The organism is Ruegeria sp. CE9 (assembly GCF_056537425.1).
Window position 1 is genome coordinate 160,925 of record NZ_JBQFRO010000005.1, and the last position, 14,998, is coordinate 175,922.

The 14,998-nt window shown below is 56.9% G+C and carries 17 protein-coding genes; 6 read left to right on the plus strand and 11 right to left on the minus strand.

All coding sequences use genetic code 11. From position 1 onward, the window contains the following. The first annotated feature begins 2 nt into the window (after positions 1-2). A complete protein-coding gene (gene phnL, locus ACR0B3_RS11805) occupies positions 3-686 on the plus strand; it encodes a phosphonate C-P lyase system protein PhnL (protein WP_480809246.1) in 684 nt (227 codons plus the stop codon). Beyond that, positions 683-1,234: a phosphonate metabolism protein/1,5-bisphosphokinase (PRPP-forming) PhnN gene (phnN, locus tag ACR0B3_RS11810; protein ID WP_480809247.1), complete on the plus strand. Its 552-nt coding sequence runs from the start codon at positions 683-685 to the stop codon at positions 1,232-1,234. The genes phnL and phnN overlap by 4 nt, the downstream gene beginning before the upstream one ends. Here the strand turns inward: phnN and ACR0B3_RS11815 are convergent. Beyond that, entirely contained in the window at positions 1,210-1,881 is a 672-nt protein-coding gene (locus ACR0B3_RS11815) for a DUF1045 domain-containing protein (RefSeq protein ID WP_480809248.1), read from the minus strand. The two genes, phnN and ACR0B3_RS11815, sit on opposite strands and share 25 nt — an antisense overlap. Here ACR0B3_RS11815 and ACR0B3_RS11820 point away from each other — a divergent pair. Then, positions 1,880-3,073, plus strand: coding sequence for an alpha-D-ribose 1-methylphosphonate 5-triphosphate diphosphatase (locus tag ACR0B3_RS11820; RefSeq protein ID WP_480809249.1), 1,194 nt, complete (start codon positions 1,880-1,882; stop codon positions 3,071-3,073). The genes ACR0B3_RS11815 and ACR0B3_RS11820 overlap by 2 nt on opposite strands. 97 nt (positions 3,074-3,170) lie before the next feature. Here the strand turns inward: ACR0B3_RS11820 and ACR0B3_RS11825 are convergent, their stop codons facing one another. The 5 genes from ACR0B3_RS11825 to ACR0B3_RS11845 all read right to left on the minus strand — a co-directional run bounded on the left by ACR0B3_RS11825 (position 3,171) and on the right by ACR0B3_RS11845 (position 7,694). Next, a complete protein-coding gene (locus ACR0B3_RS11825) occupies positions 3,171-3,428 on the minus strand; it encodes a DUF6525 family protein (protein ID WP_480809250.1) in 258 nt (85 codons plus the stop codon). Next, positions 3,425-4,060 (minus strand): DUF1826 domain-containing protein, encoded by a 636-nt coding sequence (locus ACR0B3_RS11830; protein ID WP_480809251.1) that lies wholly within the window; start codon positions 4,058-4,060, stop codon positions 3,425-3,427. The genes ACR0B3_RS11825 and ACR0B3_RS11830 overlap by 4 nt, the downstream gene beginning before the upstream one ends. Then, positions 4,057-5,271, minus strand: a complete 1,215-nt coding sequence (locus ACR0B3_RS11835; protein ID WP_480809252.1) for a GTP-binding protein — start codon at positions 5,269-5,271, stop codon at positions 4,057-4,059. The genes ACR0B3_RS11830 and ACR0B3_RS11835 overlap by 4 nt, the downstream gene beginning before the upstream one ends. A 3-nt stretch (positions 5,272-5,274) precedes the next feature. After that, positions 5,275-6,387: a CobW family GTP-binding protein gene (locus tag ACR0B3_RS11840; protein ID WP_480809253.1), complete on the minus strand. Its 1,113-nt coding sequence runs from the start codon at positions 6,385-6,387 to the stop codon at positions 5,275-5,277. A gap of 149 nt (positions 6,388-6,536) precedes the next feature. Beyond that, positions 6,537-7,694: a zinc ABC transporter substrate-binding protein gene (locus ACR0B3_RS11845; RefSeq protein WP_480809254.1), complete on the minus strand. Its 1,158-nt coding sequence runs from the start codon at positions 7,692-7,694 to the stop codon at positions 6,537-6,539. Positions 7,695-7,750: 56 nt separating this feature from the next. Here ACR0B3_RS11845 and ACR0B3_RS11850 point away from each other — a divergent pair, with 56 nt between their 5' ends. The 3 genes from ACR0B3_RS11850 to ACR0B3_RS11860 are packed head-to-tail and all read left to right on the plus strand — an operon-like array spanning position 7,751 to position 9,803. Next, positions 7,751-8,263: a transcriptional repressor gene (locus ACR0B3_RS11850; protein WP_480809255.1), complete on the plus strand. Its 513-nt coding sequence runs from the start codon at positions 7,751-7,753 to the stop codon at positions 8,261-8,263. A gap of 2 nt (positions 8,264-8,265) precedes the next feature. Further along, on the plus strand, positions 8,266-9,006 hold the full coding sequence (locus ACR0B3_RS11855; protein WP_480809256.1) for a metal ABC transporter ATP-binding protein: 741 nt from the start codon (positions 8,266-8,268) through the stop codon (positions 9,004-9,006). After that, positions 9,006-9,803 carry a metal ABC transporter permease gene (locus ACR0B3_RS11860; RefSeq protein ID WP_480809257.1) on the plus strand — a complete coding sequence of 266 codons (798 nt, stop codon included), beginning with the start codon at positions 9,006-9,008 and terminating at the stop codon, positions 9,801-9,803. The genes ACR0B3_RS11855 and ACR0B3_RS11860 overlap by 1 nt, the downstream gene beginning before the upstream one ends. Here ACR0B3_RS11860 and ACR0B3_RS11865 read toward each other — a convergent pair. Genes ACR0B3_RS11865 through ACR0B3_RS11885 form a run of 5 tightly spaced genes read right to left on the minus strand, consistent with a single transcriptional unit; the run spans position 9,800 to position 14,906 of the window. Then, on the minus strand, positions 9,800-11,083 hold the full coding sequence (locus ACR0B3_RS11865; protein WP_480809258.1) for an amidase: 1,284 nt from the start codon (positions 11,081-11,083) through the stop codon (positions 9,800-9,802). The two genes, ACR0B3_RS11860 and ACR0B3_RS11865, sit on opposite strands and share 4 nt — an antisense overlap. Then, positions 11,076-12,272: a YlbE family protein gene (locus tag ACR0B3_RS11870; protein WP_480809259.1), complete on the minus strand. Its 1,197-nt coding sequence runs from the start codon at positions 12,270-12,272 to the stop codon at positions 11,076-11,078. The genes ACR0B3_RS11865 and ACR0B3_RS11870 overlap by 8 nt, the downstream gene beginning before the upstream one ends. Then, positions 12,269-12,895: a hypothetical protein gene (locus ACR0B3_RS11875; protein ID WP_480809260.1), complete on the minus strand. Its 627-nt coding sequence runs from the start codon at positions 12,893-12,895 to the stop codon at positions 12,269-12,271. Before ACR0B3_RS11875 ends, ACR0B3_RS11870 begins: the two co-directional genes overlap by 4 nt. Next, positions 12,886-13,527, minus strand: coding sequence for a hypothetical protein (locus ACR0B3_RS11880; RefSeq protein ID WP_480809261.1), 642 nt, complete (start codon positions 13,525-13,527; stop codon positions 12,886-12,888). Before ACR0B3_RS11880 ends, ACR0B3_RS11875 begins: the two co-directional genes overlap by 10 nt. Continuing rightward, a complete protein-coding gene (locus ACR0B3_RS11885; RefSeq protein WP_480809262.1) occupies positions 13,524-14,906 on the minus strand; it encodes a Rieske 2Fe-2S domain-containing protein in 1,383 nt (460 codons plus the stop codon). Before ACR0B3_RS11885 ends, ACR0B3_RS11880 begins: the two co-directional genes overlap by 4 nt. Positions 14,907-14,998 lie beyond the last annotated feature (92 nt).

Sequence of the window (14,998 nt, forward strand, 5' to 3'; positions counted from 1 at the left end):
CAATGATTGAGCTTAACAACGTCTCAAAAACCTTCACCCTTCACAATCAGGGCGCGGCCGTGATCGAGGTGCTGAGCGATGTTTCTTTCTCGGTCTCTCCGGGCGAGTGCGTCGCACTGACGGGTGCGTCTGGGGCGGGAAAGTCCACATTGATGCGCATGATCTACGGCAATTATCTGGCCCGAAGCGGGGAAATTCGCATCGGTGATGTGGATATCGTGAAGGCTGAACCACGATCTGTCATTGCCCTGCGCCGCGAGGTTCTGGGCTATGTCAGCCAGTTCCTGCGTGTGGTGCCGCGCGTGCCCACAGTTGATGTGGTGGCCGAGCCTTTGCGGGCAGTGGGCGTCTCTGCCGCTGACGCGAAGGCGCGTGCTGAAGCCTTATTGCAGCAATTAAACATTCCCGAGCGTCTCTGGACCCTTTCGCCGACTACCTTCTCGGGTGGTGAACAGCAGCGCGTCAACATCGCGCGCGGCTTTGCCCATTCTTATCCTGCGATGCTGTTGGATGAGCCGACGGCCAGCCTGGATGCGGCCAATCGCGAGGTTGTTCTGCAACTCATCGAAGAGGCAAAGGCGCGCGGCGCGGCAATCATTGGCATCTTCCACGACGAAGCGGCTCGTGCGCGCGTTTGTGATCGCGAAATCGACGCCAGCCAATTTGCCCCCGAGGTCGCGGCATGAAACAGGGGCGCCTCATCGCCGTTGTTGGCCCGTCGGGGGTTGGCAAAGACAGCGTGATGCTGGCGCTTTGTGACGTGTTGCCCGATCTGCATCTAGTGCGCCGCGTCATCACTCGGGCGCCGGAGTTGGGCGGAGAAGACTATGACGCCGTCGGGCCTACCGAATTTGAGAAGATGGCGGCGAACGGTGCCTTTGCGGTGCATTGGCGCGCGCATGGCTTGCGCTACGGGATACCGTTTACCGTCAAGGACCGGTTAAGTGATGGAGCAGACTGTCTGGTGAATTTCTCCCGAAAGGCTCTGCTTGATGCCGCTGAGAAATTCCCGCGCTTCACCGTCTTGAATATCACCGCAAGGCCGGAAACCCTTGCGCGTCGTCTGGCGGCACGCGGGCGCGAAAGCGAAAGCGAGATTGCAAAGCGGCTGGCACAGGCAGAGAAACCTTTGCCCGAAGGGTTGGACGTGATCACGATTTCCAACGATGGCCCGCTGGCCGAAACGGTTGCACGCGCCGGCGAGGCGCTTCAACCTGAAAGCGTGTATCGATGAATAAGCTCGAACCGCCCATCCGTGCGCTCGCCGCACAACGCAATCTGGTCGATGACGAAGGGCGCAGGCAGGACGGGCAATTGGCTGTGCAGGATGTCAGCCCATGCTGCGATATCGCACTTGGGCAACCGACCTGTCAGCGTCATGTGAAACCGGAACTCGTCCATCACATAAGGGTAGCCCCATTCGGTCAGCAGCTCGTCCTGACGCGGGCTAAGCCTCGCACCGCGACGCCGCTCAAGCTCTGCCTTGCTGGGCGGGGCGCGAAATGGGTCAAGATCACGCACACAGGCCGCCGCAACCCGCTGCAAATCGCCGAGATCACCCTTTGGGGTCAAAGCCAGAAACCGGCCCAACGGCGTCAGGCTCAGCCCTTCGCAAATGGCAGGCGAAAGGCCAGCGGCAAGCTTGGATGCCGCCGCTTTCAGAGCTTCAAGCGTGAAACCCTCGGCCAGTCGAAAAGGCGGTTTCAGCGTTCCGTGAAAACCATATTTGCGCGGTGTCATGGTGGCGTCATGCAAATCGGGCAGATCGGGTTGAGGCAACTCGCAACCCTGAACAACATCCCACCCCAGCCAGTGCGCGCCGAATTGTTCCAAAGGCCCTTCGGGCGGCACATAGTAAACTGCAAATCGAGAGTATGACATGAATTCCCCTTTTCCCGCGCCCTCTTTGGCAAAGGCTTGTGACAGCGATATGTCAGGCGATTTGTGCCTTGCGAATGCCCAGTTAGTACTGCCCGATCGGGTAGTAACGGGTTCAATCACAATCGAACAGGGGGTGATTACCGAACTGGCCGAAGGCGACCGCGTTCCTACAGGTGCCATCGATTGTGGCGGCGACTACGTGCTTCCCGGCCTGGTCGAACTGCATACCGACAACGTCGAACGCCACATCGAGCCACGACCCGAAGTTGACTGGCCCCATCTACCGGCCCTGATCGCGCATGATGGTGAGTTGGCTTCGACCGGCATAACAACTGTGTTCGACGCGATGCGCGTGGGATCGATCCACAGCGGGAAAGGGCGTTATATCGACTATGCCCGTAAATTGGCGGACGAATTGCTGGCTGCACGTGCCCAAGGTTATTTCAAAATCAGTCATTTCCTTCACCTGCGCGCGGAAATCTGTTCAGAGACTTTGCTGGACGAGTTGGCGAACTTTGGACCGGAAGATCGGGTTGGCATCGTAAGTCTGATGGACCACACTCCGGGTCAGCGCCAGTTCCGCGATCTTACAGCATTAAAAACCTATGTCGCCAAGAAGCGCGGGATGAATGACGAAGAATTTGCCGCGCATGTCGAGAATCTGCGCGGCCTGCAAGAGCGTTTCGGGGAAAAGCACGAAGCAGGCGCTGTAGTCGAAGCCGGACGCTTGGGCGCGACGCTGGCCAGTCATGACGACACCACCGCACAACATGTCACAAAGTCGGCCCAGAACGGTGTAGGATTTGCCGAGTTTCCAACGACGTTTGAGGCGGCTGAAGCCTGCCGGGCCAACAATATTGCTGTCATGATGGGTGGGCCAAACCTGATCCGTGGCGGCTCGCATTCGGGCAATGTCGCAGCAGAAGAATTGGCCAAAGCAGACCTCCTGGATATCGTATCGTCTGATTATGTGCCGTCTGCTTTGTTGTTATCGGCATTTCACCTTGCCGACATCTGGGGTGATCTGCCGCGCGCGGTGGCCACCGTAACGCGCAACCCGGCACAGTCGGTGGGCCTTGATGATCGCGGGGCATTGAAGGTCGGGTGGCGCGGCGATGTACTGCGGGTGCGTCGTGTTGAGCAATCACCGCTTTTGCGTGGTGTCTGGAGTCAGGGTTCCAAGGTAGGGTGATCGCTGCCCAGGCAATCCGATAAAGTTAGCGAAATCCAATCCTTACGCGGACTGGGGCAAGTTCTGTCGGCTTCGGAATGCAGGCGCTCTGCAAGATTCAACCGGCAAAAAGCAGGTTGTCTTTCGCAAGCTGTACAGATTCAAGACGTCTGAGTTCATCCAGCGCCCGGCTTTGGTCTCCCGTTCTTGCGAGCGCTGCATTGTAGGCCCGCAATACAGAGCGTGGCCGCCAAGGGAGTGCAGCCTGCGAAACCCAACTCCGCAAGATTGGTGGAAGACGGTCGAACTCTTGCATCGGGTTTTCGTTGCGCCGCCGTTTCCTGAGTTTCGTCTGACCAAGGTTGCGGCCCATCATTCGGCCTCATCTAGTTCAAAGATAGGATCGAGGACGAGAACCAGACGCGTTTCGCCTTTGCCCGCGATCGGTGGCGAGCGATGGAGCATGCTTGCCGCGGGCGCTTCAGGCCACAATGTGCCGCGCATGATCATGGGGGCTCCGGTTGCGACGGTGAACACGCGCTTGGGCTCTTCGCCTCTGGCGGCGATGCCATATTGGGTCCCTGTGCCTCGATAGGTGCAGATCAGGCGCGCATGAATAGCGTCGATATGAAACTTCCGGCAGGCGTTTGTATCGATCACATCCAGACGCACTCGCAAATAGGGTGCATGCATAATCTTGGCGAAGCGTTTGGCCAGATCAGAGATATCATTTTCCAGCCAACGCCGTTCGGCAGAGGCACTCATGCCGGCAATATCGCACACATGTTGGACTGCTTCCGGAACTGCGGTAGGGCGCAAAATTAGCCGCGCTTTCGGCAACTCAGCAGGGTCTAGACCATCAATCCACGCGCGAAATCTGGGTTCTAGCTGACGTCGCCAGATCATCGCGGCCTGTCCAGGTGTTTGGATCCCGCTCAGCCCTTCTGCGGAGTCGGCGATGCCTACACCTTCTGCAGTTTTTTGGACCTCTGCTTGGGCGTAGATCATGCGGCATCCTCCACCCGGCGCCACAATGGGAACGGATCGGGCAGATCAAGCGGCAGCGCGTCTGGTCCGGGCGCTTGGGCCTCGGACAATAAACAAGCGTCCAGTCGGGATTTCAAAGTCGGCCAATCAATCCCTGCGCCAATAAAGACAATCTCTTGCCGCCTGTCGCCCCAAGGCTCTGCCCAATGCTGTTTAATGTAGTTCATCGCGGACGCATGATCAGGCCAGCGCGATTCAGGGACCGAGGCCCACCATGTTCCAATCGGCTGAACGCTGGACAGCGCGCCCGCAAGCGAGAACTCGGCCACCCATTCTGGACGTGTTGCGATCCAGAAATGCCCTTTCGATCGGATCACACCCGGCAGGTCGCCATTCAGCAGCGCCAGAATTTTTTCGGGCTCAAAAGGCTGTCGTGCTCGATAGACGTAAGAGGAAACTCCGTATTCTTCCGTTTCCGGCACGTGATCGGCGAAACCATAAAGTTCTTTTGCCCACATCGGGTGTTCATGGGCACGTTCGAAATCAAATAGGCCAGTGTCCAGAATGACCTCGCTGGCGACCTCGGAATGGTTGGTTTCGGTGATCTTTGCGTCTGCGTTCAGGCTGCGGATGATCTTACGTGCGGCATCTGTGCGTTCCGGCCCCGCATCATTGATCTTGTTGAGGATCACGACATCCGCAAACTCAATTTGGTCGGTCAGAAGATGGACAAGTGTACGCTCATCCTCTTCTCCCATCGTCTCGCCGCGGTCGCTTAGGAAATCATGGCTTGAGAAGTCATTCAGCAGGTTCACCGCGTCGACCACCGTGACCATGGTGTCAAGACGCGCAACGTCTGACAAGCTCTCACCGTATTCATCCCGGAAATCAAACGTCGCAGCGACCGGTAGGGGCTCTGATATTCCGGTGGATTCAATCAACAAATAGTCGAAGCGCCTTTCTGTTGCTAGCCGCTTTACCTCATCAAGCAGGTCGTCCCGTAGCGTGCAGCAGATGCAGCCATTCGACATTTCAACAAGCGTTTCGTCCGTGCGGCTAAGTTCAGTTTCGGCGCGCACCAGATCGGCATCGATATTCACTTCGGACATATCATTGACGATGACAGCAACGCGGCGTCCTTCGCGATTGTTCAGGACGCGGTTCAGAAGGGTGGTTTTACCAGCTCCAAGAAAGCCGGACAGGACAGTTACGGGAAGACGGGTATCAGTCATGGCTCAGAACACTTCTTCTTTGGTGACTGTTTCGGGTTGATGAGCACGCAGCATATCGAGGCTGCGCTGCAGTTCGGGTCGGCTAAGATCGCGGGCAATGACCACAATGCGCGAGCGTCGGTCATCACCAGACCAGTTCTTCATCGGCATTGGCGGGTCGAATATGTGCTGCACTCCGTGAAACACGAACGGGACCTCAATGTCTTCGAGGAACACGATCCCTTTGACTCGCAAGATATCAGGCCCACGAAGTGCGACCAGCGTGTTCAACCAGTTGTCGAAGACTGTATCTTTGAGCGGTTCTTCGAGCACGATTGAGGCAGACCCAATCCGGGCATCATGAGGGGCGGGTGCGAATACCTCGGCTTTGGGCTTGGACAGGCGCGAGAGGTTTGCCAGCGGGTCGGTCGCGGGCTTATTTGCCGGAGTTGTCCAGTCAATCACGTTCTGTCGGGTTGCAGTCTTGCGAAGGCCGCTGAGCCCCCAAAGCTTTAGGGGATCGAACTTTCCCGCGACCGGTCGTTCAATCCGTGCCGTGGGGTTCAGTTCGCTCAACCGACTTGAAAACGCCTCGGTCGCTGAGGCCGAGACCAAATCGGTTTTGCTGAGAAGGATCAGATCAGCCATCGCAACTTGTGACACCGCCTCGAACTGCGCATCCAAGGTCTCGGGCCCGTTTGCAGCGTCGACAACAGTGACCAGTCCATCCAAGCGCGTAGTGCAGTCCAATTCAGGATCAACAAGAAGCGTTTGCAGGATGGGGCCGGGATCAGCAAGTCCTGTGGTCTCAATCACGATCCGATCAAACTGCAAAAGCCCGTCGTCGCGGCGCTCGATAAGATCAGCGATTGTTCCGGCCAAATCGCCGCGAATTGAGCAGCACAGACAGCCGGATTGCATCAGAACGACTTCATCCTCGACGGATTCAATTAGGTCGTGGTCCAATCCGGCCTCGCCGAATTCATTCACAATGACCGCGATATTGCCTGCAGAGGTTTCCGAGAGAACGGCGTTCAACAGGGTGGTTTTTCCGGCACCAAGAAAGCCCGTCAGAATAGTGACAGGTATCCGCCGGTCTTTGGTTTGGTCATCGCCATACGCTGCTTGAGAGATCACTGGCCGCTCCTGTAGTCATTATGTAATATCATAACATTCAGGAGAATAGGAAGACAAGCTGTTCCGTTCAAGATTGCGGCTTTGTATGAGCATTAAGCGTCCGGTCTGGACCCGGTCGACACATCGTGCAGACCGGGCCTTTAGTGAGGTTAGAAACACTCTGACAGCGTCTTGGCCATGTAGCGGATGAGTTGCGGGTAGAGATCAGCACCGGGTTCCAGATTTGAACCCAGCGGGTCAATCACACCGGTATTGGCTTCAGTTCCATCCAACACGACCTCGACAATTCCCGGATTGAATTGCGGCTCGGCCAATACGCAATCCACACCTTCACCGCGAATGCGGGCCTGAATTTCTGCAATACGCGCCGGGCTTGGGTCTGATGCGTCGCCGATGGAGATGGCACCTGAGGCCGGGAAATCAAAGGCATCTTCGAAATACTGATAGGCGTCGTGGAATACAATAAAGCTTCCACCTTTGACCGGTTCCAGGGTTTCGGCCACTTCTGCTGACAAAGCGGCCATCTCTTCGCGCGCGGCGGCTGCATTCGCAAAATAAGCACCGGCATTGTCCGGGTCAGCTGCAGAAAGCTGCGCTGCGATCGTGTTCAACCAGATTTCCGCATTGGCAGGTGAAAGCCAGGCATGAGGATCATGGTCGCCATGCGCGTGGCCCTCATGATCGTCATGTCCAGCATGGTCATCATGATCGTCGTGATCATGGTCGTCGTGGTCGGCATGATCATCGTGGTCATGCTCGTCCGCGTGCGCATGTGCTTCGTCATGATTGTGATCATCATGCTCTTTGTCTTCAGCATGCTCCTCATGATCATCGTCTTTTGCATGATCATCATGGTCATCGTGATCGTGCCCTTCGTCCTCAGCATGGTCGTTATCGTCATGATCCTCATGCCCATGCTCATCGTGATCGTCATGATCATGCGCCTCGAACAACGCATTTTCACGGAAATCAAGAAGAACAGTTCCGTCCGATTCCAGCAACGCCGTGACGGTTGCGCCGTCGCTGAGCGTTTCAATTGCTCCTTCCATCCACGGCGTCAGATCTTCGCCAATCCAGAACACCAGATCAGCCTCCTGCAGTGCGGCAGCTTCCGAAGGGCGCAGGCTATATTCATGAGGTGAGGCGCCAGGCTGCACAATCAGGTCGGGCGTTCCAACACCCTCCATCACGCGGGCGACCAGTGAATGTACCGGCGCGATGTCAACCGCAACTTTGGGAGCATCCGCCATGGCGGTTCCACCCATCAATGCAGCGGTAATCGATAGTGGGAGCAGCTTTCTGGACATCAGACCCTCTGTGTGATTTCATAACGTTACGAGCGACATATATGATATGGAATAACATGACAAGTGAGACCTACCCCATTCCGGTTGACGAAGATGCACCGATCGGGTTTCAGGAGCACGACCACACGAATTGCGTTGATACGGCGCTGGCCACTGCAGAGGCGCAGTGCAAGGAAGAAGGCCTGCGCCTGACCCCTGTGCGGCGAAAAGTTCTTGAGATGCTATTGCAAGACCACAAAGCCCTTGGCGCTTACGCAATTCTAGATCGCTTGCGCGATGCCGGTTTCGGGTCTCAACCGCCGGTGGCGTATCGCGCGCTTGATTTCCTTGTTCAAAACGGGTTCGTCCACAAGATTGAGCGGTTGAACGCGTTTGTTGCCTGCTCTCATCCTGGGGCATCCCATTCACCAGCCTTTATGATCTGCAGAAAATGCGATGCTGTTGCTGAAGCCCAGTCAGCACCGGCTAAAGGTGTCTTGGGCGAGGCTGCGCGCGCGGCGGGTTTCGAAATCGAACGAACCGTTGTAGAAGCCGAGGGACTCTGCCCAGACTGCACCGAGAAGGCGTAGACATGACCCTGATCACCGTTGAGAACCTCAGCGTGCGTTATGGCACGAATACCGTTCTGCGCCATGTCGACATGACGATTGAGGCTGGTGAGATCGTTACGATTGTAGGCCCGAACGGATCGGGCAAGACCAGCCTGCTGCGTGCCATCATCGGTGCGACCAAGCCATCGGTCGGATTGGTTTCGTTGAAACCTGGGCTGAAGATTGGGTATGTGCCGCAGAAGCTGCACATCGATCCAACCCTGCCAATCTCGGTCGAAAGATTCATGCGCCTGACCGACCGTGTATCGAGGCAGCAATGCGTGGAAGCGCTTGAAACCGCGGGGGTGCCAGATCTGTTGAAACGCCAGATGTCGCAATTATCTGGCGGCCAGTTTCAGCGCGTTTTGCTGGCCCGCGCCCTGATTAACAGACCTGATGTCCTGTTGTTGGATGAGGCAACTCAGGGCCTCGACCAACCCGGATCAGCGGCGTTTTATCATCAGATCGAAGAGGTCCGACGCGAGACCGGCTGTGCCATCGTGATGATCAGCCATGAATTGCACGTCGTCATGAGCGCATCTGACAGGGTGATCTGTCTCAATGGCCATGTGTGTTGCCAGGGTTCGCCCGCCGTTGTGGCCTCGGCCCCGGAATACCGTGCCTTGTTTGGAACAGGAACCGGGGGTGCACTGGCCCTCTATCGACATGATCACGACCATGATCATGATCACGCTGAACATTCTCAGGAAGCCGCCGAATAATGCTTGACGATTTCATGATGCGCGCAACGCTTGCTGGTGTTGGCGTTGCTTTTGCGGCGGCTCCTCTTGGATGTTTTGTAGTCTGGCGACGAATGGCCTATTTCGGGGATGCCACAGCGCATGCCGCGATCCTTGGCGTTGCCTTGTCGCTAACGTTTCAGATGTCAGTCTTCACTGGGGCGCTGGCCGTTGCACTTGCAATGGCGCTGACCGTGACGCTGTTGTCCCGACGGGGCTACGCGATGGATACGCTTCTGGGCGTAATGGCGCATTCCGCGCTTGCTTTCGGTCTTGTCGCGGTCTCTTTCTTGTCGGGTGTTCGCATCGACCTGATGGCATATCTCTTTGGGGATATCCTTGCAGTCTCGCGCACCGATCTGGTTGTAATCTGGGGTGGCGCAGGGCTTGTCGTAGGGCTTATCACTTGGCGTTGGTCGCAGCTTTTGACGGCGACAATGAATGAAGAACTGGCTTATGCCAGCGGTTTCGACCCCAAACGAGAGCAATTGATACTTACACTATCCCTTGCGGTAACCGTCGCGGTGGCAATCAAAGTTGTGGGTGTTCTTCTGATCGCTGCGATGCTGATCATTCCGGCTGCGGCCGCGCGCAGTTTGGCGCGGTCACCTGAGTCGATGGCTTTGATTGCAGCGGCGATCGGTGCGTTTTCTGTAGCGGCAGGGCTAAGGGCCGCTTACGTATTTGACACGCCAGCCGGCCCATCCATTGTCTGTGTGGCAGCTGTATTGTTCGCATGTCTCAGCCTGATCGGATGGCAATCGCGCAAGGGAATTTAGGGCTTAAGCACGCCGCTGACCCAATGCGCAATATCTAGAAGGTGAAAATCTCCGCCACGAGGGGCTATGAGTTGCACGCCCAGGGGAAGCCCAGCCTGATCCGTGCCGAAGGGGATAGCTACAGTGGGGACTTGCAGCAAGTTCCACATGCGCGAATACAGCGGATCACCCGTTGCTTCCAAACCTCGCGGAGCCGGACCAGCCGCAGATGGCACCAGCAAAGCGTCAACGTCTCGGAACAACTGATCCAGGATTGCGATTGCTCGATCCCGCGTCGCCAAGGCTTGGTGATAGTCCGCTTCGCTGATCTGTTGACCCGCAACCAACAAGGCGAAGAATTGTTGGCTGATTGAGGGCTCACCGATTTCGAACTCCTTCTCACGCAGCCGGGCGGCTTCAAAGCTCATCACAGTGTGATGGGCCGCCGTGAGCTTTTCAAAAATCTGAGGATGGCTCACCTCCCCCGTCTCTGCCCCTGCGGCGGCTAGTGCGGCCAAAGCGCGGGTGCAGGTGTCGCGCATTTCGATCGAACCGTCTGCCCAATGCGGACCCCGCATCAGGCTGACTCGGGGCAATCTATCCTCGAATTGTGGTTCGGGCGGAGGATCGATACCACGCAATACCGCGTCAGCGAGCGCTAGATCACGCGGGTCTCGGGCCAGAACGCCCAATGTATCCAGACTTTGCGATAGCCCCATGACTCCATCCAGCGGGTAGCCGTGGATCGTTGGCCGAAATCCATAAACGCCACAGTAGGCGGCTGGACGGATTAAGGAAGCAGCCGTCTGGGATCCAAATGCCAGTGGGGACATGAAATCTGCGACGGCCGCAGCGGAACCCGATGAGGACCCGCCCGGTGTGTGGTTCGTATTATGCGGGTTGGCTGTCTTGCCGGGGCGGAAATAGGCGAATTCCGTGGTGACCGTTTTGCCCAAGGGAATCGCGCCCGCGTCCAGAAAGGCCTGCACGCAGGCGGCAGTTTGATCTGGTTGGCGATCCCAGTACAAATCGCTACCCCAGCCGGTCGGCATGTCATCGGTATCGATAATGTCCTTGATGGCAAAAGGTACACCATGCAGCGGCCCTCGATCACGCTGTTTGTCCGCGAGCCGCGCTCGTTCCATGGCCCGTTCAGCATCCAGATATTGGAAAGCTCCGACCTGGGCTTCTCTCAACGCGATGCGATCCAAATGTGCTTGCATGACCTCCGAAGGTTTAACCACGCCCTGTTTGATGAGCTGGGCAAGGTCTGAGGCGCTGAGCTGGTTCAGCTTATTCATGCTCCAAAGCTCGTATGGCGTCTGCGAACGGATCAACTGGCATGTCATAAATACCGCCACCCAATCGACCCGCTTGACCCAGCCGGTCAAGGATTCCAAGGCCAATCATCGGACCTGAACCTTGGGCCATTGCGCCGCGCGCGGTCGAGCCCAGCTTCACGTCAAGGGCCTGAAAATAAGGGTGTTCGCCAACCGAGAGGCTTTGTGTTCGCGCCCCTGCGTTGCCGGGCAGATAGGCGCCCAGCCCCTTCTTCTGTTCGGGGCTTAGATCGATGGCCATTGCACCCAGACCAAATGCCTCAACCACGGCACTGTCGCCGATGGCACCAAGCGCCCGGTCTGCGGGCAAATCGGTGTCGAATTTCCCTTTTGGAGGCGTCGCCGGGATTGAGAACCAGCGCCCTGGAAGGCCTGAAATCTGGATGCCAACCTCGCGCCCGTTGCCGCCTGCCGCGGTCACAAAGCTGGAACCCTCGACCCCCTCGGCCAGCTTCATCATGATCTTGGTGGCCGCCAACCACAGGTTGAGAAACAGTGACGGCGATTGCGCCATGAACTCTAGCACGTCGTCATCTTGGATACGGGCGGGTGAGCGATCCATTAGCTCTTCAATCAGCGCATTGGTGGCGACGGGGGTGCGCCCATGGCAATCGTCCCCACCGATCAGGCCTTGAACAGCCAACGGCACCAAGGCGATGCCCTCGGCCAATCCGTTCTGCAAAACCTCCAGAAACCGCGTGTTCAACCATCCGATATGGTTCAATACCGCATCGGACCTCAGCCCCAAGCGTAAGGAAGGCCGCGCGCCACCATTGATCGGAGTGAAAACCCGGTTCTGACCGCGCCATGCATCATAAACGGTGTGCAATGGCATATTCGCCGAAACCACGGCCGCCAACGGTGTAACCACATCATGATCCTGTGCAGGGCGCAGAATAATTTCACCGGCTCTGATCATCGCTTCGGCTTGATCAAAGTCTTTGGCCAGACCATCCCAAACAGCCGCGACACAGGCCGAGTTCAGAATCGGCGCTGTCACATCCTCAGGCGTGGCAAAGGCAGGGCCCGCATGCAACAGGACATTTTCGGGTAAGCCGAATGCATCAGCGGCAGTATCGAACCGATTCCAAACCGGCTGTGTCACCATGGCTCGGTCAAACGCCAGCCGATCAGCGGGATGCAGGGTCATGACCCCTCCGGCGGGATGATCCAGGTTTCTGAGAAATACAAGAAGGCCGTCGTGGTCTCATACCCGGCCTGAACCCGTGTCCCCAACTTGCCCGGCAGCGCCCGGCCATTAACGATGATCTGTGCCGAACGGGCAGGGACCAGCAGCGAGAACATGTTCTGCTCACCCGAGGCGACCTCATGCGGTGAAAGCTCCAGCGCGTGGGGCGGTTCAAAACCTTCCCAGACAAGCTCGATCGTCAAGGTGCCGCCCGAGATGGTTTCGGTATAGCGATGGCTCATCGGATCACCGGATGAACGCACCGCCAGAGCGCCAATTTCAGGCAGGGTGGCAAAGGCTGGCGCAGTTGCGAACGCAGCGAGCTTGCTGATGAAATTCTGTTTCAAAAACGTTGTCAGTTCGGGGTTGTCACTGAGAATGACATTTGGTGCTTCCGGCGGTCCTTCAATCTGATTGGGGGAGCCATATAGCAGCAGCACCTGCCCTTGTCCCACTGGAGACCAAGCGACGCGGAAGAACAAAGCCATTGCGCTGAAATTGTCGTCCTCATCCTTCAAAAGGATGCCGGGGTTTTCGCCGGTCCAATCGACAATCCCGGGTGTGATCGGTTCATTCAGAGGCATTGCGTATCCTCCTGCGGCGTGACCCATGTTTCAGAGAATGCGAGGAAAGCGGTGCTCATCTTTCGGCCAAAGAACTGCCGATCCGCCACCCGGCCGCGTAGGGCAGTGCCGTTGATTCTGACTTGGGCTTTCTTGGCTTCGAGGAAGACCGAATACATCTCATGCTCTTTGGTGGCCGAATTTTCTTTGGTCACTTCAACCGGTAAGGGCGGCCCCATGTCTTCCCAGATCATCTCAAGGGTCACACCCGAACCGCGCAGGGTTTCCGAATAGCGTGTCTTCAGATCGCCGGGGCGCTTTTCGACACTGTCACAATCCAACCAGCTCATCGCATTCAGGCCGGGTTTGCCAACAAAAGTAGGCATTTTGCTAACCCATCCATCGACAATCCACCGCATCATGCGCTGGTTATCCGTCATGATCAGGTTTGGCACATGTGGCCAGCCGCGCGCTTCGTCCGGAGCACCCAAAACGATCGCGGCGTTCCCGCGCCCGTAGGGGGACAGAACGACGCGGAAGAACAATGCCAGCGTGTCATAATGTTCCTGATCGGGGCTTTGTTTGAGGTAAATACCGGGGTTTTCACCCGACCATTCGACCCGTCCGGGGTTGTGAGGAATGCGGCCTGTCATGCCCAACTTGCCTCATATGCCTTCAGAGCATCTTCGATAAAGGCGCGGCGCTCATGTCCCTGAAGATGATCTCCGGATTTCAGTATTTCCGCCACTTTGAATGAGACTTCCTTCTGCAATGCGCCATCGTCACGGTTTTCTTGCAAGGGGATTTTCAGCACCGTATCACCAGCATAGGTCGGGATGATTCCGTCGAAATTGTCGGTTGGCTGCGCAGGGGATTTCCCGTCCTGTAACGCCCGGATTGCATTGCGCAGCATTCTGCGCGCTTTCGCCACGCCCCGATCTGTAAATGACAGGTTCTCGCGCGCGTGAATGTTGATTGGTCCCTGGCTGACCCACGCATCGTAATCCCCGGGATCACGTTGGCGCATCTCATAGGGACGATCTGGCCCCTGGCCGTAGAAATCGGTCGTGCCATACCCGACTTCATCGCGATTGGTCATGCCGCGTGGGTCATCATTGAACCGTTCCTCGCGGAAATGGCGCCACGCGATGACCATGGTGTTCGTGTCGTCAATTGGCGTGATCCAGCGGGTCAATCCGCCCCGGCCAAAGTATCGAGAGCGATCCGGGATCGGGAAATGCCCTCCGTTCTGAGTAAACGAGGGTAACATATGATCATGCACGCGGACCCAGATGAAATTACCATCTCTTCGCACATTGGTGTAAAAATCTCCGGTCTGGCTTTCGTGAAACTCGATCATCGGCATGTGCGCGAATGCTTCGTGAAACTGCACGCGCGCTGCTTTGGTATGCAGATAGACCACATGGAACGGGTCCCAGGCGTTTTCCATCACCTGCAGCCAGTTGCAGGGCGATTTTATCAGATAGGGTACAAGTTCATCGCCGTCATCGTCGAACGTATCCATGACCGGGAAGGGCGGGATGCTGTCTGTCGGCCCCATATATGCAAAAGCCAACCCTTTGTATTCAATGATTGGATAGGCGCCCAGACAAGCTTTCTTTTTGACCTGAGACGCGGGCGGTTCGCAGGGCGTTTCCAGAACAGTTCCATCCAAGCCATATTTCCAGCCATGGTACGAACAGCGAATGCCGCCCTCTTCGACGATGCCAAATTCAAGGCTCATGTTACGATGACAGCAATGTAGATGCGTGCAGCCCAGCCGCCCATGTTTCTTTTCCCGGAACAGCACAAGATCTTCACCCAGAATTCGAATGCGATAAGGCAGATCGCCAATCTGATCTGTCATTGCAACCGGCATCCAGAACCGCCGCAGATACTCACCACACGGGGTGCCGGGGCCAACTTCGGTTAGTTCCGGATCGTGCTGCTGTGACCAGACGCTTTGCTGATCGTGACCCCGGAAGTTCCCTTCTGGGGTTGCGAAGGAACCGTGTTCAACCGGTTTGCTCATCCATTACCTCCACTTTTGCAGAATGTCTGTGTCCCGCCTTTCGAGGAGACCCGATCACCGCTAGCGCCGAGCACGACGCCACCTTTCAAATC